Annotated in this window: 12 protein-coding genes; 5 read left to right on the forward strand and 7 right to left on the reverse strand. The window is 71.1% G+C overall.

Annotated features, from left to right (window positions below; translation table 11 throughout):
- Positions 1–144: 144 nt before the first annotated feature.
- The 5 genes from ACFY9S_RS13825 to uvrC form a co-directional block, all read right to left on the reverse strand.
- Positions 145–3,099 carry a M14 family zinc carboxypeptidase gene (locus tag ACFY9S_RS13825; protein WP_391127086.1) on the reverse strand — a complete coding sequence of 985 codons (2,955 nt, stop codon included), beginning with the start codon at positions 3,097–3,099 and terminating at the stop codon, positions 145–147.
- A gap of 151 nt (positions 3,100–3,250) precedes the next feature.
- Entirely contained in the window at positions 3,251–4,240 is a 990-nt protein-coding gene (whiA, locus tag ACFY9S_RS13830) for a DNA-binding protein WhiA (RefSeq protein WP_031143855.1), read from the reverse strand.
- Entirely contained in the window at positions 4,231–5,307 is a 1,077-nt protein-coding gene (gene yvcK, locus ACFY9S_RS13835; protein WP_391127090.1) for a uridine diphosphate-N-acetylglucosamine-binding protein YvcK, read from the reverse strand. The genes whiA and yvcK overlap by 10 nt, the downstream gene beginning before the upstream one ends.
- Entirely contained in the window at positions 5,304–6,263 is a 960-nt protein-coding gene (rapZ, locus tag ACFY9S_RS13840; RefSeq protein ID WP_391127093.1) for an RNase adapter RapZ, read from the reverse strand. Before rapZ ends, yvcK begins: the two co-directional genes overlap by 4 nt.
- Positions 6,260–8,329, reverse strand: a complete 2,070-nt coding sequence (gene uvrC / locus ACFY9S_RS13845; RefSeq protein WP_391127096.1) for an excinuclease ABC subunit UvrC — start codon at positions 8,327–8,329, stop codon at positions 6,260–6,262. The genes rapZ and uvrC overlap by 4 nt, the downstream gene beginning before the upstream one ends.
- Before the next feature lie 252 nt (positions 8,330–8,581).
- Between uvrC and ACFY9S_RS13850 the strand changes: the two genes are divergently transcribed.
- The 4 genes from ACFY9S_RS13850 (at position 8,582) to ACFY9S_RS13865 (ending at position 12,027) form a co-directional block, all read left to right on the forward strand.
- Positions 8,582–8,743, forward strand: coding sequence for a hypothetical protein (locus ACFY9S_RS13850; protein ID WP_391127099.1), 162 nt, complete (start codon positions 8,582–8,584; stop codon positions 8,741–8,743).
- A gap of 260 nt (positions 8,744–9,003) precedes the next feature.
- Complete coding sequence (locus ACFY9S_RS13855; protein WP_391127101.1) at positions 9,004–9,951, forward strand: hypothetical protein; 948 nt, start codon at positions 9,004–9,006, stop codon at positions 9,949–9,951.
- 133 nt (positions 9,952–10,084) lie between these two features.
- On the forward strand, positions 10,085–11,128 hold the full coding sequence (locus ACFY9S_RS13860; protein WP_391127104.1) for a substrate-binding domain-containing protein: 1,044 nt from the start codon (positions 10,085–10,087) through the stop codon (positions 11,126–11,128).
- Complete coding sequence (locus ACFY9S_RS13865; protein WP_391127107.1) at positions 11,125–12,027, forward strand: PfkB family carbohydrate kinase; 903 nt, start codon at positions 11,125–11,127, stop codon at positions 12,025–12,027. The genes ACFY9S_RS13860 and ACFY9S_RS13865 overlap by 4 nt, the downstream gene beginning before the upstream one ends.
- 46 nt (positions 12,028–12,073) lie before the next feature.
- Here the strand turns inward: ACFY9S_RS13865 and ACFY9S_RS13870 are convergent, their stop codons facing one another.
- Complete coding sequence (locus ACFY9S_RS13870; protein ID WP_391127110.1) at positions 12,074–12,943, reverse strand: helix-turn-helix domain-containing protein; 870 nt, start codon at positions 12,941–12,943, stop codon at positions 12,074–12,076.
- Positions 12,944–13,044: 101 nt separating this feature from the next.
- Between ACFY9S_RS13870 and ACFY9S_RS13875 the strand changes: the two genes are divergently transcribed.
- Positions 13,045–13,596 (forward strand): YceI family protein, encoded by a 552-nt coding sequence (locus tag ACFY9S_RS13875; RefSeq protein ID WP_391127113.1) that lies wholly within the window; start codon positions 13,045–13,047, stop codon positions 13,594–13,596.
- Positions 13,597–13,662: 66 nt separating this feature from the next.
- Here the strand turns inward: ACFY9S_RS13875 and uvrA are convergent, their stop codons facing one another.
- Complete coding sequence (gene uvrA, locus ACFY9S_RS13880; protein ID WP_391127116.1) at positions 13,663–16,689, reverse strand: excinuclease ABC subunit UvrA; 3,027 nt, start codon at positions 16,687–16,689, stop codon at positions 13,663–13,665.
- Positions 16,690–16,860: the final 171 nt, after the last annotated feature.

The raw sequence follows: 16,860 nt of genomic DNA on the forward strand, positions 1-16,860 counted from the left end.
TCTCTGAAGCACTGGTAGTGACATTCAGATGCCTCATACACGGCAGGGCGGTCCGTACCCGCCAGTAGGGGTACGGACCGCCCACGGCCGAAAGCGGAACCACTCGATTTCGCTAGCGCACGAGTTCCCCGTTGACCAGGGATGTCACCCGTCCAGGGAGGCGAGGGCCTTCCTCATCAGTGCCGTCCGGTCGGCCGCCGCGGTGACGTGCTCCAGGCCGAAGCCCAGCAGCACGGTGTCGTCCGTGGTGACCGCGCCGTACGTCTGGAACAGGGCGCCGGTGCGTGCCCAGTCCTTGAGGACGGCCGGGCTGCCCTCGGGCGGTCCGGCGACCTTCCAGGCACCGAGCGAGGTCTCGAATCCCTCGGTCTCCTTCGCCGTGCCGCCGACGACGAGCGAGGCGTCGTCGGCGAGGACGCCGTGCCCGCCGCTGCCCGGGTCGGTGACGTAGCTGATCGAGACCTCGACCGTCCTGCCGGCGTAGGCACTCAGATCGAAGTTCACCTGCTGCCAGCCGTCGGAGGCTCCGGTGAGGCTGTTCCAGGTGCCGGTGGTGCCGGTCGCGGTGCAGCCGCCGTCCGCCACGGTGAGGTAGTGCTTCAGCCAGGGGTGCTCGTTGACGTAGAACCCGGCCTGGCACTCCGCGGGAACGGCCGTTCCGGTGGCGCCGCCCGCCTCGGGAAGGGTCGTCCAGTCGTCGGCGCCCGTGGTGCGGGCCTCGACGATGGCGTGGTCGTAGCCGGACTCGGTGTCCCAGAGGAGCTGGGTGCGCAGGGTCGGCTTCTCGGCCGCGGGGGTGCCGGTGAGGTCCACGGTGCGGGTGAGGCGCTTGTAGGAGTCGTCGGTGTGGACGGCGGCGGCCATCGACGATCCCGCGTACGGGCCGTACGGGTTGACCGTGCCGGCGAACTGCCCGGCGCCCTTGCTCGCGAATTGCGGGAACGCGTCGGTACCCAGTTCGTCGGAGGTGACGCTGTAGGTGCCGGCCCGGTCCAGCGGGTTGCCGGGGGCGGCGCCCAGCGGGCCGGTGACGCCGCCCAACTCGCCGGAGCCGGTGAAGCCGGTGGCCCCGGGCGTGGCGGTGCGGGTGTAGGCGCCCAGGTAGTACTGGCTGAAGTCGTCCGACAGCACACCGCCGCCGAGGTCCACGTTGCCGCCGGCCTGCTCACCGGCCTCGATCAGCCGGCCGCCCTCGTTGAGGAAGGCCCGCAGCTGGAGCTGGGTGGCGACGCCCGGGACGCTCGCGCCCGTGTAGTGGACGACCGTGTCGAAGTGGCTCAGCACGCCCAGCGCGTCCGGTACGCCCTGCTCGGCCACGTCCCACACGACCGCCTTGCGGCCGCTCGCCTTGAGCGCGTCCACGTACGTCTGCGCCTGCGTGGCCGCGGCGCCCTCCTCGGCTACCACGAGGGTGTTCGCCCGGGGCCGCTCGGCGACGGTGTAGGTGAAGCGCTCGCTGGAGACCTTCTTGCCGTTCCTCGCCTCGCCGGTGAACCACACCTCGACCTTGTCGCCCGGCTCGCCGTCCTTGACCTTCGCCCGGTACTCGTCGAAGTAGAGGTTGTCCTCACCGCCGTAGGTCTCGCCCCCCTTCCACGGCTTGAGCGCCATGTCCTCGGTGCGGCCGCCGTTCACGCGGTACTTGAGCTCCTTGTCGCGCACGGACTTCCGTACGACGACGGAGACCTCCTGGTCGGCGCCGCGGGAGTACGACGTGCCGAACGCGGCCGGGGTGAAGTCGGCGGCGTTCAGGCCGACCGACGACGACGGCCGGTCCGGACGGGCGGCGGACTCGGCGACGGAGAGCGCGAACGGGACGTTCTTGGCGTACTCCTGCTGGATCAGCTTCTCGTCGTCCGGGAAGGTGAAGACCGACTGGCAGTCGGCCGCCTTCCACTCGTCGTCGGGGTAGAGGTCCGAGACGGTCTGGCAGGTCGACATCTCGGGGGTGAACATCGCCAGGCCGTTGACGTTCGCCGCGTGGCCGTCCGCCTCGCCGTTGGTGGTGTACAGCTCGGAGGAGAGCTGCGGGTGGTAGCCGGGGATCGCGGAGTTGTCCGGGGTGCCGGCGAGGGCCTCGTACAGGACGTCGTCCGGGGTGTGCGTGGCCACCTGCCAGCCGACGCCGTAGAGGAGGAGTTCGGCGGCGGAGTGGTAGTTGATGCCGTACGTGAAGCCGATCCGCTTCTGGAAGGCGTCCAGGGCCTTGGTCTCCGGCTCGGAGTTCGGACCCGCGCCGCGGTAGGTCTGGCTGGTGGGATTGGGGGACGAGCCCTCGTCGTCGTAGCCCCACTTGTAGGCGAAGTTGCGGTTGAGGTCGACGCCGTCGCCGGTGGTGATGGTGCCGTCGCCGTTGACGTCCCGCAGGTTCTTGCGCCACTGCCGGTTGGCGGGGTCGGCGAAGGTGTAGTCGTAGCCGTCGGGGTTGGCCGACAGCAGGAACCACAGTTCGGTGGAGTCGACGATCTTCTTGACGCGCCGGTCCTTCTTGTAGTTGTCCAGGTAGTGGTGCATCAGGCGCCGGGTCATCTCCGGCGTGATCCACTCGCGCGCGTGCTGGTTGGACATGTAGAGGACGGAGGGCTTGGAGCCGTCCTTCGTCTTCTTCGCGCCCTTGGTGAGCTTCAGCGCGAGGATGTCCTGGCCCTTGATCGTCTTGCCGATGGAGACGACCTTGGTGAGACCCGGGTTCTCCTGCGCGGTCCGCAGGAGTTCCTCCCGCAGGCCGCCCTTGCCGCTGTACGGGCGGAACACGCCCTCGGCGGCGTCCTCGACACGGGCCTCGGCCCGGGCGGAGATCTCGTGCTCGGTGAGGCCGACGCCCTGCTTCTCCAGCTTCTTCGCCTGCTGGTCCGTCAGGTAGACCTCGACGGTCGCGGTGCCCTTCTCGGGCACTCGCTCACTCAGCTCGTGTCCGTCCTGGCCGGCGGCCAGCAGCAGGGGTACCTGCTTCTGGGTGACCTCGGCGCGGAACACCTTGACCTCGTCCGGGTCGGACGGGTTCGGACTTCCCGGTTGTGCCTGGGCGATGGGTGCGAAGCTCGCTCCGCCGATCAGGAGCGCGCCGACGGCGAGGATCGATCTCGCTCTTCGTCTCATGAACCCCCCTAGCGTGGGTCCGCCACAGCAGCGAACAGATGCCAGGCTCATGACAGTCCATGATCGAGTCAAGGGCGCCTCAGCGACACGCGAAAGCCGGTGCCGGTCACCCAAGTGGGCGTCGGCACCGGCTTCTTGACGTCGCGTGGGATCAGCCCACCAGGTTGTCGGCCAGCTCGTCGCTGAGGTTGGCCTCCGTGCCCGGGATGCCGAGGTCGGAGGCGCGCTTGTCGGCCATGGCCAGCAGGCGGCGGATCCGGCCGGCGACCGCGTCCTTGGTCAGCGGCGGGTCGGCGAGCGCGCCCAGTTCCTCCAGGGAGGCCTGCTTGTGCTCCATGCGCAGCCGGCCTGCGGCGGCCAGGTGCTCGGGCACGTCGTCGGCGAGGATTTCCAGGGCACGCTGTACCCGGGCACCCGCGGCGACGGCCGCGCGGGCCGAGCGGCGCAGGTTGGCGTCGTCGAAGTTGGCGAGCCGGTTCGCCGTGGCGCGCACCTCGCGGCGCATCCGGCGCTCCTCCCAGGCCAGCACCGACTCGTGCGCGCCGAGGCGGGTCAGCAGGGCGCCGATCGCGTCACCGTCCCGGACGACGACCCGGTCCACACCGCGCACCTCACGGGCCTTGGCGGCGATCGACAGCCTGCGGGCGGCGCCGACCAGGGCGAGCGCGGCCTCGGGGCCCGGGCAGGTCACCTCCAGGGAGGAGGAGCGGCCGGGCTCGGTGAGCGAGCCGTGCGCCAGGAACGCGCCACGCCAGGCGGCCTCGGCGTCGCAGGTGGCCCCCGAGACCACCTGCGGCGGCAGGCCGCGGATCGGGCGGCCCCGCCCGTCGACCAAGCCGGTCTGGCGCGCCAGCTGGTCGCCGCCCGCCACCACCCGCACGACGTAGCGCGAGCCGCGGCGCAGGCCGCCCGGAGCCATCACGATCAGTTCGGAGCTGTGGCCGAAGATCTCCAGGATGTCCCGCTTGAGACGGCGGGCCGCCATCGCCGTATCCAGCTCCGCCTCGATCACAATCCGACCGCTCACCAGGTGAAGGCCGCCGGCGAACCGCAGGATGGCGGAGACCTCCGCCTTTCTGCAGCAGGTCCGGGTGACGGGGAGCCGGGAGATCTCGTCCTTCACCGCTGCCGTCATCGCCATGGGCCGATCCTTCCATGCATCCGAAAAATACGGTCGTACGCGGCGGCCAACAGCTCCGGGTCGTGCCTCGGGGTTCCGTCGGGTCCGGCCACCGGCGCCAGCTCGACCGCGGCCCCGAACCGTTTGGCGGCATCGGTCAGGGAGTCGCGGTCGGGCACGGCGGCCTCGTCGGCCAGCACCACGTCCAGGGCGAGTTTAGGGGCGTGTCGTCCCAAAACCTCCAAATGACGCTGCGGGGAGAAGCCGTCGGTTTCTCCGGGTTGCGGCGCGAGGTTCAGGGAGAGCACCCGGCGGGCCTTCGTCCGGCTGAGCGCGTCCAGCAGCTCGGGGACGAGGAGGTGCGGAATGACCGAGGAGAACCAGGAGCCGGGGCCGAGCACCACCCAGTCCGCGTCCAGGACGGCCTCGACCGCCTCGGGCACCGCCGGCGGGTCGTTCGGCACGAGGTGCACGGACTGCACCTCACCCGGGGTGAGGGCGACGGTCGCCTGGCCGCGGACCGTGTCGACCTCCTCCGGACGCGCCGGGTCGTGACCCTTGACCAGGGCCTGGAGCTCCAGCGGGACGGCGGACATCGGCAGCACGCGCCCCTGGGCGCCCAAAAGCCGTCCGACCAGGTCGAGGGCCTGCACATGGTCGCCGAGCTGCTCCCACAGGGCGACGATCAGCAGGTTGCCGACCGCGTGTTCGTGCAGGTCGCCCTGAGACTGGAAGCGGTGCTGGATGACCCGGGCCCAGGTCTGGCCCCAGTCGTCGTCACCGCACAGCGCGGCCAGAGCCTTGCGCAGGTCTCCGGGCGGCAGCACGCCGAGCTCGTCGCGCAGGCGTCCGCTGGAGCCGCCGTCGTCGGCCACGGTGACGACGGCGGTGAGGTCGCCGGTGATCCGGCGCAGCGCGGCGAGCGAGGCGGACAGGCCCATGCCGCCGCCGAGGGCGACGACCTTGGGCTGGGTGCCCCGGCGGCGCGCTCTGCCGCCCCGGGCCTCGGCGGGCCGGGCGGCCTTTCCGCCGTTGCCCTCGGGCACCACCCGGCGCAGCCGGCTCAGCCGCGGTGTACGTCGTGTCATTCGCGTCCCATGTCCCGGTGTACGACCACCGTCTCCACGCCCTCGGCGGCGAGCCGGGCGGCGAGCTTCTCCGACATGGCGACCGAGCGGTGCTTGCCGCCCGTGCAGCCCACGGCGATCGTCACATAGCGCTTGCCCTCCCGGCGGTAGCCGGTGGCGACGAGCTGGAGGAGCTCGGTGTACCGGTCGAGGAACTCCTTGGCGCCGGGCTGGTTGAAGACGTAGCCCGCGACCTCGTCGTTCAGGCCGGTGTACGGGCGCAGCTCCGGGACCCAGTGCGGGTTCGGCAGGAACCGGCAGTCGACGACGAGGTCGGCGTCGACCGGCAGGCCGTACTTGTAGCCGAACGACATGACCGTGGCCCGCAGCTCCGGCTCCTCCTCGCCGGCGAACTGGGCGTCCATCTTGGCGCGCAGCTCGTGCACGTTCAGGCTGGAGGTGTCGATCACCAGGTCGGCGTCCCCGCGCAGCTCGCGCAGCAGCTCACGCTCGGCGTCGATGCCGTCGACGATGCGCCCGTCGCCCTGCAGGGGGTGCGGGCGGCGCACCGACTCGAAGCGGCGGACCAGGGCATCGTCGGAGGACTCCAGGAAGACGATCCGCCGCGTGACGTTCTTCGCCTCCAGGTCGGCGAGGGACTCGCGGAGGTTGTCGAAGAAGCGGCGGCCGCGGACGTCGACGACGACGGCGATCCGCGCCACGTTGCCCTGGGAGCGGGCGCCGAGCTCCACCATGGTGGGGATCAGCGCGGGCGGCAGGTTGTCGACGACGAACCAGCCGAGGTCCTCCAGGCACTTCGCCGCCGTGGAGCGCCCGGCTCCGGACATGCCGGAGATGATCACCAGCTCGGGGATGGCCGCGTCCGGGGCCGGGGCCTTCTCGTTGGGTGTGCCCGTACTCACCTGTGCTCCGTCTGTGGCTTGCTCTGTGCGGCCGTCGTGCTCGTTCACATTCATGTCTCCTGCCCCCGTCGTTCGTCCGGGGCTCCCATCGTCACGGGTTCCCCGCTGGAACCCATGGTGCCGGGTTCCTCCTCCATGATCTCTCCCGTCGCCGTGTTGACGGCGGGTGCGGCCGGGGCCGAGCCGGCGAGGGCCACGGCGATCGTCTCGGCCGTCTTGCGGCCTATGCCGGGGACCTCGCAGATCTGGTCGATGGTGGCGGCTCGCAGTCTCTTCAACGAACCGAAGTGCTTCAGAAGTGCCTGCTTGCGGGTGTCCCCCAGGCCGGGGACGTCATCCAGGGGGCTGGAGCGGAAGCGCTTGGACCGCTTGGCGCGCTGATAGCTGATCGCGAACCTGTGGGCCTCGTCACGGACGCGCTGGAGCAGGTACAGGCCCTCGCTGGTGCGGGGCAGGACCACCGGGTCGTCGTCGCCGGGCAGCCAGACCTCCTCCAGGCGCTTGGCCAGGCCGCACACGGCGATGTCGTCGATGCCGAGTTCGTCAAGGGCGCGCCGGGCCGCCGCGACCTGCGGGGCGCCGCCGTCGACGACGACGAGCTGGGGCGGGTAGGCGAACTTCTTGGGGCGGCCGTCGTCCTCGGTGAGGGTGCCGGCCATGGTGAGCTCGCCGTCCTCGGTGCTCTCGGGGGCCTCGCCGTCGGTCCACTCGCCCGTCTTCTCCTTCTCGGCGAGATAGCGCCGGAAGCGGCGGGTGATCACCTCGTGCATCGAGCGGACGTCGTCCTGTCCGGCGAAACCCTTGATCTGGAAACGCCGGTACTCGCTCTTGCGGGCGAGCCCGTCCTCGAAGACGACCATGGAGGCCACGACGTCGTCGCCCTGGAGATGGGAGATGTCGTAGCACTCGATCCTGAGCGGGGCGCTGTCCAGGTCGAGCGCGTCGGCGATCTCCTCCAGGGCACGCGAGCGCGTGGTCAGGTCGGAGGCCCGCTTGGTCTTGTGCAGCACGAGCGCCTGCTGGGCGTTGCGCTGCACGGTCTCCATGAGCGCCCTCTTGTCGCCGCGCTGCGGGATGCGCAGGGAGACGCCCGAGCCGCGCCGGCCGGCCAGCCACTCCTGGACGGGCTCCACGGGGTCGGGCAGGGCCGGGACGAGGACCTCCTTGGGGACGGCGTCGCCCGTCTCCTCCCCGTACAGCTGCTGGAGGGCGTGCTCGACGAGGGCGCCGGTGGTGATCTCCTCCACCTTGTCGGTGACCCAGCCGCGTTGGCCGCGCACGCGTCCGCCGCGCACGTGGAAGATCTGGACGGCCGCCTCCAGCTCGTCCTCGGCGACCGCGATCAGGTCGGCGTCGGTCGCGTCGGCGAGCACGACCGCGTTCTTCTCCATGGCCTTCTTCAGGGCCTCGACGTCGTCGCGCAGTCGGGCCGCCCGCTCGTACTCCATCTCCTCGGCCGCCTCGGCCATCTGCTTCTCCAGGCGGCGGATGTACGTGTTGGTCCGACCGGTCATGAAGTCGCAGAACTCGTCGGCCAGTTCGCGGTGCTCCTCGGCGGAGACGCGGTCGACGCAGGGCGCCGAGCACTTGCCGATGTAACCGAGGAGGCAGGGACGGCCGGTCCGGGCGGCGTTCTTGAACACGCCGGCCGAGCACGTGCGCACGGGGAAGACGCGCAGCAGCAGGTCGACCGTGTCACGGATCGCCCACGCGTGCGCGTACGGCCCGAAGTAGCGGACCCCCTTCTTCTTGTGACCGCGCATCACCTGCACGCGCGGGTACTCCTCGTTCATCGTCACCGCGAGGTACGGGTAGCTCTTGTCGTCGCGGTACTTGACGTTGAACCGGGGGTCGTACTCCTTGATCCACGAGTACTCCAGCTGGAGCGCCTCGACCTCCGTGGACACCACCGTCCACTCCACGGACGCGGCAGTGGTCACCATGGAGCGGGTGCGCGGGTGCAGGCCCGCCAGGTCCTGGAAGTAGTTCGCCAGGCGCTGGCGCAGGCTTTTCGCCTTTCCTACGTAGATCACCCGGCGGTGCTCGTCACGGAACCTGTAGACCCCCGGCGAGTCGGGGATCTCACCCGGTTTGGGGCGGTAGCTGGAGGGGTCGGCCATGTCTCACACCCTACTGGCGAGCACCGACAGTCCGACGCGGCCCGGGCCACGATCACCGCCCCGGCGAGGGGCAGTTTCCAACGGCATGTCCCGCCCCGGGGTTACGGCCCCCCGGGAGCGGGAATGGGGCTCACCCACGGGACACGACGACGTCCGGCGGACGGAGTCCGTCCCGGTGCAGGCACAGGTTGTCGGTGCGGACCGTCGTTCCCGGTGCGGAGCAGGCGGGCCACGGGTCGGAGGGCTGCGCACATGAAGCAGATGCGGATCGAGAAAACCCGGCGGGCGGCCCGTACCCGCCACTACACGGACGAGCCGTTGGCGCTGCGCGACGCCCTGGACCCGCGCGATCCCGACATCGCGCGCGCCAAGCGCCTGGCCCTCCGGGAACAGGGCGGAAGCGACCACTCCTAGAAGCACACATCCACAGCGAACGCCCGGGGCGCACGCCCCGGGCGTTCGCATGTCCGGACGGCACCGGCGGGTGCACGTACGTCACCGTCCGGCATCAGGTGTTGTCGGGACCAGGTCAACACGCTTCAATGCGGGGGAACTCGGGGCCCTGAACGACGGCGTACGCATGTGAAGACCTGCCCCGCGCCGGAGGGACTGCACCCGGGCGGCCCGCGCGAACGGTCTGACCAGCCGTCGCCGACTCACAGAGAGGCCCCTGCATGCCGCACGCCCCACAGCACGCGGACGTCGCCACCGCGGAACTGGACTCGGCCCTGCGAGGCGGCCCCTTCCACGTCGCCCTGCGGGCCGCGATCGCCGCCCGCGGGCTGCCGCTGCAACGCGTGCAGCACCATCTGTCCCGCCACGGGGTGAAGGTCGGCGTCACGAGTTTGAGTTACTGGCAGCAGGGGGCCAGGCGTCCGCAGCGCCCCGAGTCGCTGCGGGCCGTACGCGCGCTGGAGGAGATCCTGGAGCTTCCCGAGGAGTCGCTGATCCGGCTGCTCGTCGAGTCCGGGGACGGCCCGTCCGGGCTGCGGCCCGCCGCCCGCTCCTACCGCTCCCTCGTCGAGGCCTCCGGTGTGCTGGACCAGTTGCTGGCCGAGCTGGACTGTCCACCGGACGGGGGCCTGCACACCCTCGGCCACCACGAACGGCTCCGGATCGGGGCGCGGCGCGAACTGGCGGAGCGCGAGTCGCATCACATCGTGCGCGCCCACCGGGACGGCATCGACCGCTTCGTGGCCGTCCACCACGGCGACCGGGGAGCCGTGCCCGAGCGCATGCGGGTGCACGCGCTGGAGAACTGCCGTACCGGCCGCGTCCGTTGGCACCACGACACGGGAGTGCTCGCGGCCGAGCTGCTCTTCGACACCCGGCTGCGGGCCGGGGAGACCTTCCTGTTCCGCTACGGCGTCGAGGACGGCACAGCGGATGCGTCACGCGAGTACGTCCGCGGCTTCGACTCCCCCGGCGGCCAGTACGCCCTCCAGGTGTGCTTCGACGCGGCGGCCCTGCCGGTGCGCTGTCACCGCTTCGCCCAGCACTCGGCGGCGGCGCCCCGCAGCGGATGCCAGGACCTGGCACTGAGCGGCCGGCACCGGTCCGTCCATCTGGTCGAACCACGGGTGCGGACGGGGTACCTCGGAATCGGCTGGGACTGGGAGTAGCGGACGGGGCCGGAAACGCCCTCAAGCCCTGCGACCCGGCGTCGGACGTAAACGATTGCGCAAACGTTTACGTCCGGCGCTTCATGCGATATCTTCCCCGGCGAAAGCGCCGTCAGCGGAGGAGGGAACGTCCATGGCGACCATGGCCGACGTCGCGCGGAGCGCCGGTGTCTCCGTGGCGACGGTCTCGCACGTGCTGAACGACACCCGGCCCGTGCTTCCCCACACCCGCCAGGCGGTCCTGGACGCCGTGGAGGAGCTCGGCTACACCACGAACACACTGGCCCGTTCCCTGGTGACGGCCCGCACCCGGTCCATCGGGCTGGCGGTCTCGGCGATCAGCAACCCGTACTTCACGGAGATCCTCCAGGGCGTCGAGGCCGCCGCGCTGGAGGCCGGCTACAGCCTGCTGATCGCCGATCCGCACGACGACCCGGAGCACGAGCGCAAGGTCGTCCAGCTGCTGCACGAGCGCCGGGTGGACGGCGTGATCGTCGCGCCCTCGGCCGATCCGCGCGGGCTGCTCGCCTACCTGGGGCGGCACGGCGTACCGGCCGTGTTCCTGGACCGGCTGGTGGACGGGCCCGGGACCGACGGCGGTCCGCGCTTCGACCAGGTGTGTGCCGACAACGCCGAACCGACGTCCCGGCTGGTAACCCACCTCGCCGGGCTAGGTCACCGGAGGATCGGGCTGGTGGCGGGGCGGCCGGGGCTCAGCACCACCAGCGAGCGGATCACCGGCTACCGCAGCGGTCTCGCGCTCGCGGGGCTGCCCTACGACGGGCGGCTGCTGGTGCACGGCGATTCGGAGTCCGCCGGTGCCGGGCAGGCCACCGAGGCCCTGCTGTCGCTCGGCGTGCCGCCCACCGCGCTGGTCACCGGCAACAACGCCATGACCATCGGCGTGCTGCGAGCCCTGGGCGCGCACGGCCTGTCCGTGCCGGAGGGCATCGCCTTGTGCTGCTTCGACGACTTCGCGTGGGCGGACCTGTTCTCGCCCCGCCTCACCGCGATCGCGCAGCCCGGCAGGGACATCGGCGCCCGGGCCGTCCGCGTGCTCCTGGAGCGTCTCGCCGAGCCGGACCGGCCCGCCCGGACCGTGCGCCTGCCCTGCGCCTTCGTCCACCGCACGTCGTGCGGCTGCCCCAGCCCGTCCGAGGAAGGAACCCTGTCGTGATCGTCGTCGCCGGTGAGGCTCTGATCGACCTGGTACCGCAGGGCACGGGTGCCCTGGCGGCGCTGCAGCTCGGCGGCGGCCCGTACAACACGGCCGTGGCGCTGGGCCGACTCGGCTCCCCCGCCGCCTTCTGCTCCCGGGTGTCGTCCGACGCCTTCGGAGAGGCCCTGCTGGACCGGCTGCGCGCGACCGGGGTCGGCGTGTCCTCGGTGCAGCGGGGCGCCGAGCCGACGACCCTCGCGGTCGCCACGGTCGGCTCGGACGGCTCGGCGGCGTACTCCTTCTACGTCGACGGGACGGCGGACCGGCTGTTCGAAGCACCCTCCGCGCTGCCCTCCGGCACCCGCGCGGTGTCCTTCGGCACCTGTTCGCTGGTGCTGGAGCCGGGGGCGAGCGCGTACGAGGAGCTGATGCGCCGGGCGAACGCGCAGGGCGTGTTCACCGCGCTGGACCCGAACATCAGGGCCGGGCTGATCCCGGACGCGGACGCCTACCGGGCGCGGTTCAAGAGCTGGCTGCCGTCCGTGTCGCTGCTGAAGCTGTCGGCGGAGGACGCCGAGTGGCTCGGGGGCACGCCCCGGGAGTGGCTGACGGCCGGCCCGGAGGCGGTGGTGATCACCCGGGGCGGCGACGGACTGACCGCGTTCACCGCCGACGGCGGCGAGTACGCGGTGCCGGGCGAACGCGTGGAGGTCGTGGACACGATCGGCGCGGGCGACACGGTCAACGCGGCGCTCTTGCACGGGCTCGCCGTACGCGATGCCCTCAGCGCCCGGGCGCTGGCCGAGCTGGGCCCCGGCGGTTGGACGGAACTGCTGGGCTTCGCGGCCCGCGCGGCGGCGATCACCTGCTCGCGAGCCGGGGCGGAGCCGCCGTACGCGCACGAGCTGGTGAGCTGATCCGGGCAGGCGGCCCCTCCGGCGGCTGGGGCGGGACTGGGTGCCTTCAGCCGGTCTGCCCCATCGCCACCGCCCGCAGGGCGCCGGGGCGGCGGCCGTTGAGCCGGTCCAGGGCGGCGGCCGTGGCGTCGTCCGCGGGCAGGTGGATGACGAGCCGCTGCCCCTCGTCGGGAAGCGCGAGCGTCTCCTGCAGCAGCTGCAGGGAACCGGCCTCCGGGTGCTCGATGTGCTGGGAACCCGTCCGCCGCGGTGCCATGGTCAGATCGGCGAACCGGTCGGTGAAGTCCGCGCCCGCCGTCACGGTCAGCTCGTCCGCCAGCTCGGCGAGGTACGGGTCCCTCAGGGGGACGCCGTGCCGGAGCCGGGCGACGAGGTCGTCGGCCACCCGGTCCCAGTCACGGTAGGCGCTGCGCGCCCGCTCGTCGGTGAACAGGTACCGGAGCAGGTTGGGCCGCTCGTCGTCCAGCATGCCGAGGGGACCGGCCAGCCGCTCGTACCCGGCCGTGTGGGCGAGGACGTCACCGATCCAGTTGATCACCAGTGCGGGAGCCGGCTCCAGGCGGTCCAGCACGGCCCGTACGGTGGGGCGCGCCGCGCGGCTGAGCGTCGGCGCCGCCGCACAGATCAGCGTGTCGTCGCCGCTCGCCTCCTTGGTCAGGCGGCGCATCAGCATCCGGTCGTTGAGGGAGAGGTTCAGGGCATCGGCGAGAGCGCCGAGCACCTGGGCGGAGGGGTTGCGGTCGCGGCCCTGTTCCAGCCGGGTGAGGTACTCGACGCTGACGCCGGCGAGTGTGGCCAGTTCGGCTCGCCGTAGGCCCGGAGTACGGCGCCGGGGGCCGGTGGGCAGGCCCGCCTCGGCCGGGGTGACGGCTTCGCGCCAGGTGCGCAGGAACGTGCCCAACTCGTTGTCGCTCACCCGCCGAACGTACAGCGCCCCGGGGTGCGGAGGGTGGCCCCGTCACTACCAGGCTCCGGCCGGTCTCCCTTCGGGGCCGCGCGGCCACCAGGGTGGAGGGCATGACGAATGACACCGCCACCACCGCCCTGCCGCTGGCCTCCGGTCAGTGGGCCCTCGACCCGTTCCACTCCTCCGTGAACTTCACGATCCGGCACCTCGGCATCGCCAAGGTGCGGGGGCGCTTCGAGCGGCTGGAGGCCGAACTGTTCGTCGGTGAGCGGATCGAGGACGTACGTGTCTCCGCGACCGTCGACCTGGCCTCGGTCAACACCGGCAACGCGGACCGGGACGCGCATGTCCGGGCCGCCGACCTGCTGCACGTGGAGAAGCGCCCGACGATGACGTACCGCTCGACGAGGGTGTCGGGCGAAGGTGAGGACTGGACCATGGAGGGCGAGCTGACGATCGGCGACGTGACCCGCCCGGTGTCGTTCGCCGTGGAGTTCGGCGGGCTGGTCGAGGTGCCCATGGACGGCAGCCGGCACGCCGGGTTCGAGGCGACGGGCGAGATCCGGCGCGGTGACTTCGGGCTGGACTTCGCCCCTGGCCTGCTCGGCGAAGTGGTCAAGATCCAGCTCGACATGCAGTTCGTGGAGCCGAAGAGCGCCTGACACCCCTGAACGCGCCGTGCCCCACAGGCAACGTCCTGTGTGGCACGGCGCGTTCAGTGGGATACCTCAGTCCTTGCCGGCCCGGGTCGTCTTCTTCGCAGCGGCCTTGGTGGTCTTGGCCGCCGTCTTCTTGGCGGCCGTGTTGTTGACCGTCTTGGTGGCGGTTGTGCGGGTCGCTGCCGTCCTGGCCGCGACCGTCTTGCGGGCGGTCGTCTTGCGCGGCGCCTTCACCGAGGACGCATCGCTGACGCGGTCGGCACCGAGGACCTCACGCAGGAACTTGCCCGTGTGGCTGGCCGGGACCCCGGCCACCTGCTCGGGCGTGCCCTCGGCGACGACCAGACCGCCGCCGGCGCCGCCTTCGGGGCCCATGTCGACGATCCAGTCGGCGGTCTTGATCACGTCGAGGTTGTGCTCGATGACGATGACCGTGTTGCCCTTGTCCACCAGTCCGGACAGGACCGTCAGCAGCTTGCTGATGTCCTCGAAGTGCAGACCGGTGGTCGGCTCGTCCAGGACGTAGACCGTACGGCCGGTGGAGCGCTTCTGCAGCTCGCTGGCGAGCTTCACACGCTGCGCCTCGCCGCCGGACAGGGTCGTCGCGGCCTGGCCGAGGCGGACGTAGCCGAGACCGACGTCCTTCAGCGTGTTGAGGTGGCGGGCGATCGCGGGGACCGCCTCGAAGAACTCCGTGGCCTCCTCGATCGGCATGTTGAGGACCTCGGCGATGGACTTGCCCTTGTAGTGGACCTCCAGGGTCTCCCTGTTGTACCGGGCGCCGTGGCAGACCTCGCACGGGACGTAGACGTCCGGGAGGAAGTTCATCTCGATCTTGATGGTGCCGTCGCCCGCGCAGTTCTCGCAGCGGCCGCCCTTGACGTTGAAGGAGAAGCGGCCGGGCATGTAGCCGCGGACCTTTGCCTCGGTGGTCTCGGCGAACAGCTTGCGGATGTGGTCGAAGACGCCGGTGTACGTGGCCGGGTTGGAGCGGGGGGTGCGGCCGATGGGCGACTGGTCCACGTGCACGACCTTGTCGACGAGGTCGTCGCCGTCCACGCGCGTGTGCCGCCCCGGCACGCTTCGCGCGCCGTTCAGCTCACGGGCCAGATGCGTGTACAGGATGTCGTTGACCAGCGTCGACTTGCCGGAACCGGACACGCCGGTGACGGCGGTGAACACGCCCAGGGGGAACGAGACGTCGATGTCCTGGAGGTTGTTCTCCCGGGCGCCGTGCACCGTGAGCTGCCGGGACGGGTCCAGCGGGCGGCGGATCCCGGGGAGCGGGATGGCCTTCTTGCCGGACAGGTACTGACCCGTCTGCGACTCGGCGTTGGCCAGGAGCTCCTTCAGGGAGCCGCTGTGCACCACCTTGCCGCCGTGCTCACCGGCGCCGGGGCCGATGTCGACGACCCAGTCGGCCATCTTGATCGTGTCCTCGTCGTGCTCGACGACGATGAGCGTGTTGCCCATGTCGCGCAGCCGGACCAGGGTTTCGATCAGCCGGTGGTTGTCACGCTGGTGCAGACCGATCGACGGCTCGTCGAGCACGTACAGGACGCCGACGAGGCCGGAGCCGATCTGGGTGGCCAGGCGGATGCGCTGAGCCTCGCCGCCGGACAGGGTGCCGGCCGCGCGGTTCAGCGAGAGGTAGTCCAGGCCGACGTCGACCAGGAACCGCAGCCGCTCGTTGACCTCCTTGAGCACGCGCTCGGCGATCTTCTTGTCGCGGGCGGTGAGCTTCAGCTCGCCCAGGAAGTCCGCACAGTCGCTGATCGACATCGCGGAGACCTCGGCGATGGACTTGCCCATGACCGTGACCGCGAGGACGACCGGCTTCAGGCGCGTGCCCTGGCAGGTCGGGCAGGGCACCTCGCGCATGTAGCCCTCGAAGCGCTCGCGGCTGGAGTCGCTCTCGGCCTCGCTGTGCCGGCGCTTGACGAAGGGGACGGCGCCCTCGAAGGCCGTGGTGTAGCGGCGCTCGCGCCCGTAGCGGTTGCGGTAGCGGACCTCGACCTGGGTCTTGTGGCCGTGGAGCAGGGCCTTCCTGGCGCGCTGCGGCAGGCCGCCGAAGGGGATGTCCGTGCGGAAGCCCAGCGCGTCGGCGAGGGCGCCGATCAGACGGCCGAAGTAGTCCTTGGTGTGGCCGTGTGACCAGGGGTGGATGGCGCCCTCGTCGAGGCTCTTGTCCGGGTCCGGGACGATCAGCTCCGGGTCGACCTCCATGCGCGTGCCGATGCCGGTGCAGTCCGGGCAGGCGCCGAAGGGCGAGTTGAAGGAGAAGGAGCGGGGCTCCAGCTCCTCGAAGGACAGGTCGTCGTACGGGCAGTACAGGTGCTCCGAGTACATGCGCTCGCGCTCGGGGTCGTCCTCGGGGAGGTCGACGAAGTCGAGCACGACCATGCCGCCGGACAGGCCGAGGGCGGTCTCCACGGAGTCGGTGAGACGGCGCTTGGCGCCGTCCTTGACCGTGAGGCGGTCGACGACCACCTCGATGGTGTGCTTCTCCTGCTTCTTCAGCGTGGGCGGGTTCGACAGCTGGACCGTCTCGCCGTCCACGCGCGCGCGGGAGTAGCCCTTGGTCTGGAGGTCGGAGAAGAGATCGACGAACTCGCCCTTGCGCTCGCGCACCAGCGGCGACAGCACCTGGAAACGGCTGCCCTCCGGCAGCTCCAGGACCCTGTCGACGATGGCCTGCGGGGACTGGCGCGAGATCGGGCGGCTGCACTCGGGGCAGTGCGGCTTGCCGATGCGCGCGAAGAGCAGGCGCAGGTAGTCGTAGACCTCGGTGATGGTGCCGACCGTGGAGCGCGGGTTGCGCGAGGTCGACTTCTGGTCGATGGAGACGGCCGGGGAGAGGCCCTCGATGAAGTCGACGTCCGGCTTGTCCATCTGGCCGAGGAACTGCCGGGCGTACGAGGAGAGGGACTCCACGTAGCGCCGCTGCCCCTCCGCGAAGATGGTGTCGAAGGCCAGCGAGGACTTGCCCGACCCCGACAGGCCCGTGAAGACGATGAGCGAGTCGCGCGGGAGGTCGAGCGAGACGTTCTTGAGATTGTGCTCGCGCGCTCCACGAACGATGAGACGGTCGGCCACGCCGGTCCGCACCTTTCTTGAGAGAAGTGACAGGGGCGGGGCCCCCGTCTTTCTCAGACTAGGGGGAGCCACTGACAACGCCGGTCGGATTCACGGGTTGCCAACAAACCCCGGCTCTCCAGCATGCCCGACGCCACGTCCGACCATATAGCACGTGCTTTCGAATTACGG

The organism is Streptomyces sp. NPDC012474 (assembly GCF_042955185.1).
Classification (GTDB): Bacteria; Actinomycetota; Actinomycetes; order Streptomycetales; family Streptomycetaceae; genus Streptomyces; species Streptomyces cahuitamycinicus.

Coding starts and splice junctions, on each gene's coding strand:
- ACFY9S_RS13860 (WP_391127104.1), top strand. CDS start 10,085: ATGGCGACCATGGCCGACGTCGCGCGGAGCGCCGGTGTCTCCGTGGCG.
- whiA (WP_031143855.1), bottom strand. CDS start 4,240: ATGGCGATGACGGCAGCGGTGAAGGACGAGATCTCCCGGCTCCCCGTC.
- yvcK (WP_391127090.1), bottom strand. CDS start 5,307: ATGACACGACGTACACCGCGGCTGAGCCGGCTGCGCCGGGTGGTGCCC.
- ACFY9S_RS13825 (WP_391127086.1), bottom strand. CDS start 3,099: ATGAGACGAAGAGCGAGATCGATCCTCGCCGTCGGCGCGCTCCTGATC.
- uvrC (WP_391127096.1), bottom strand. CDS start 8,329: ATGGCCGACCCCTCCAGCTACCGCCCCAAACCGGGTGAGATCCCCGAC.
- ACFY9S_RS13850 (WP_391127099.1), top strand. CDS start 8,582: ATGAAGCAGATGCGGATCGAGAAAACCCGGCGGGCGGCCCGTACCCGC.
- ACFY9S_RS13855 (WP_391127101.1), top strand. CDS start 9,004: ATGCCGCACGCCCCACAGCACGCGGACGTCGCCACCGCGGAACTGGAC.
- ACFY9S_RS13875 (WP_391127113.1), top strand. CDS start 13,045: ATGACGAATGACACCGCCACCACCGCCCTGCCGCTGGCCTCCGGTCAG.
- rapZ (WP_391127093.1), bottom strand. CDS start 6,263: ATGAATGTGAACGAGCACGACGGCCGCACAGAGCAAGCCACAGACGGA.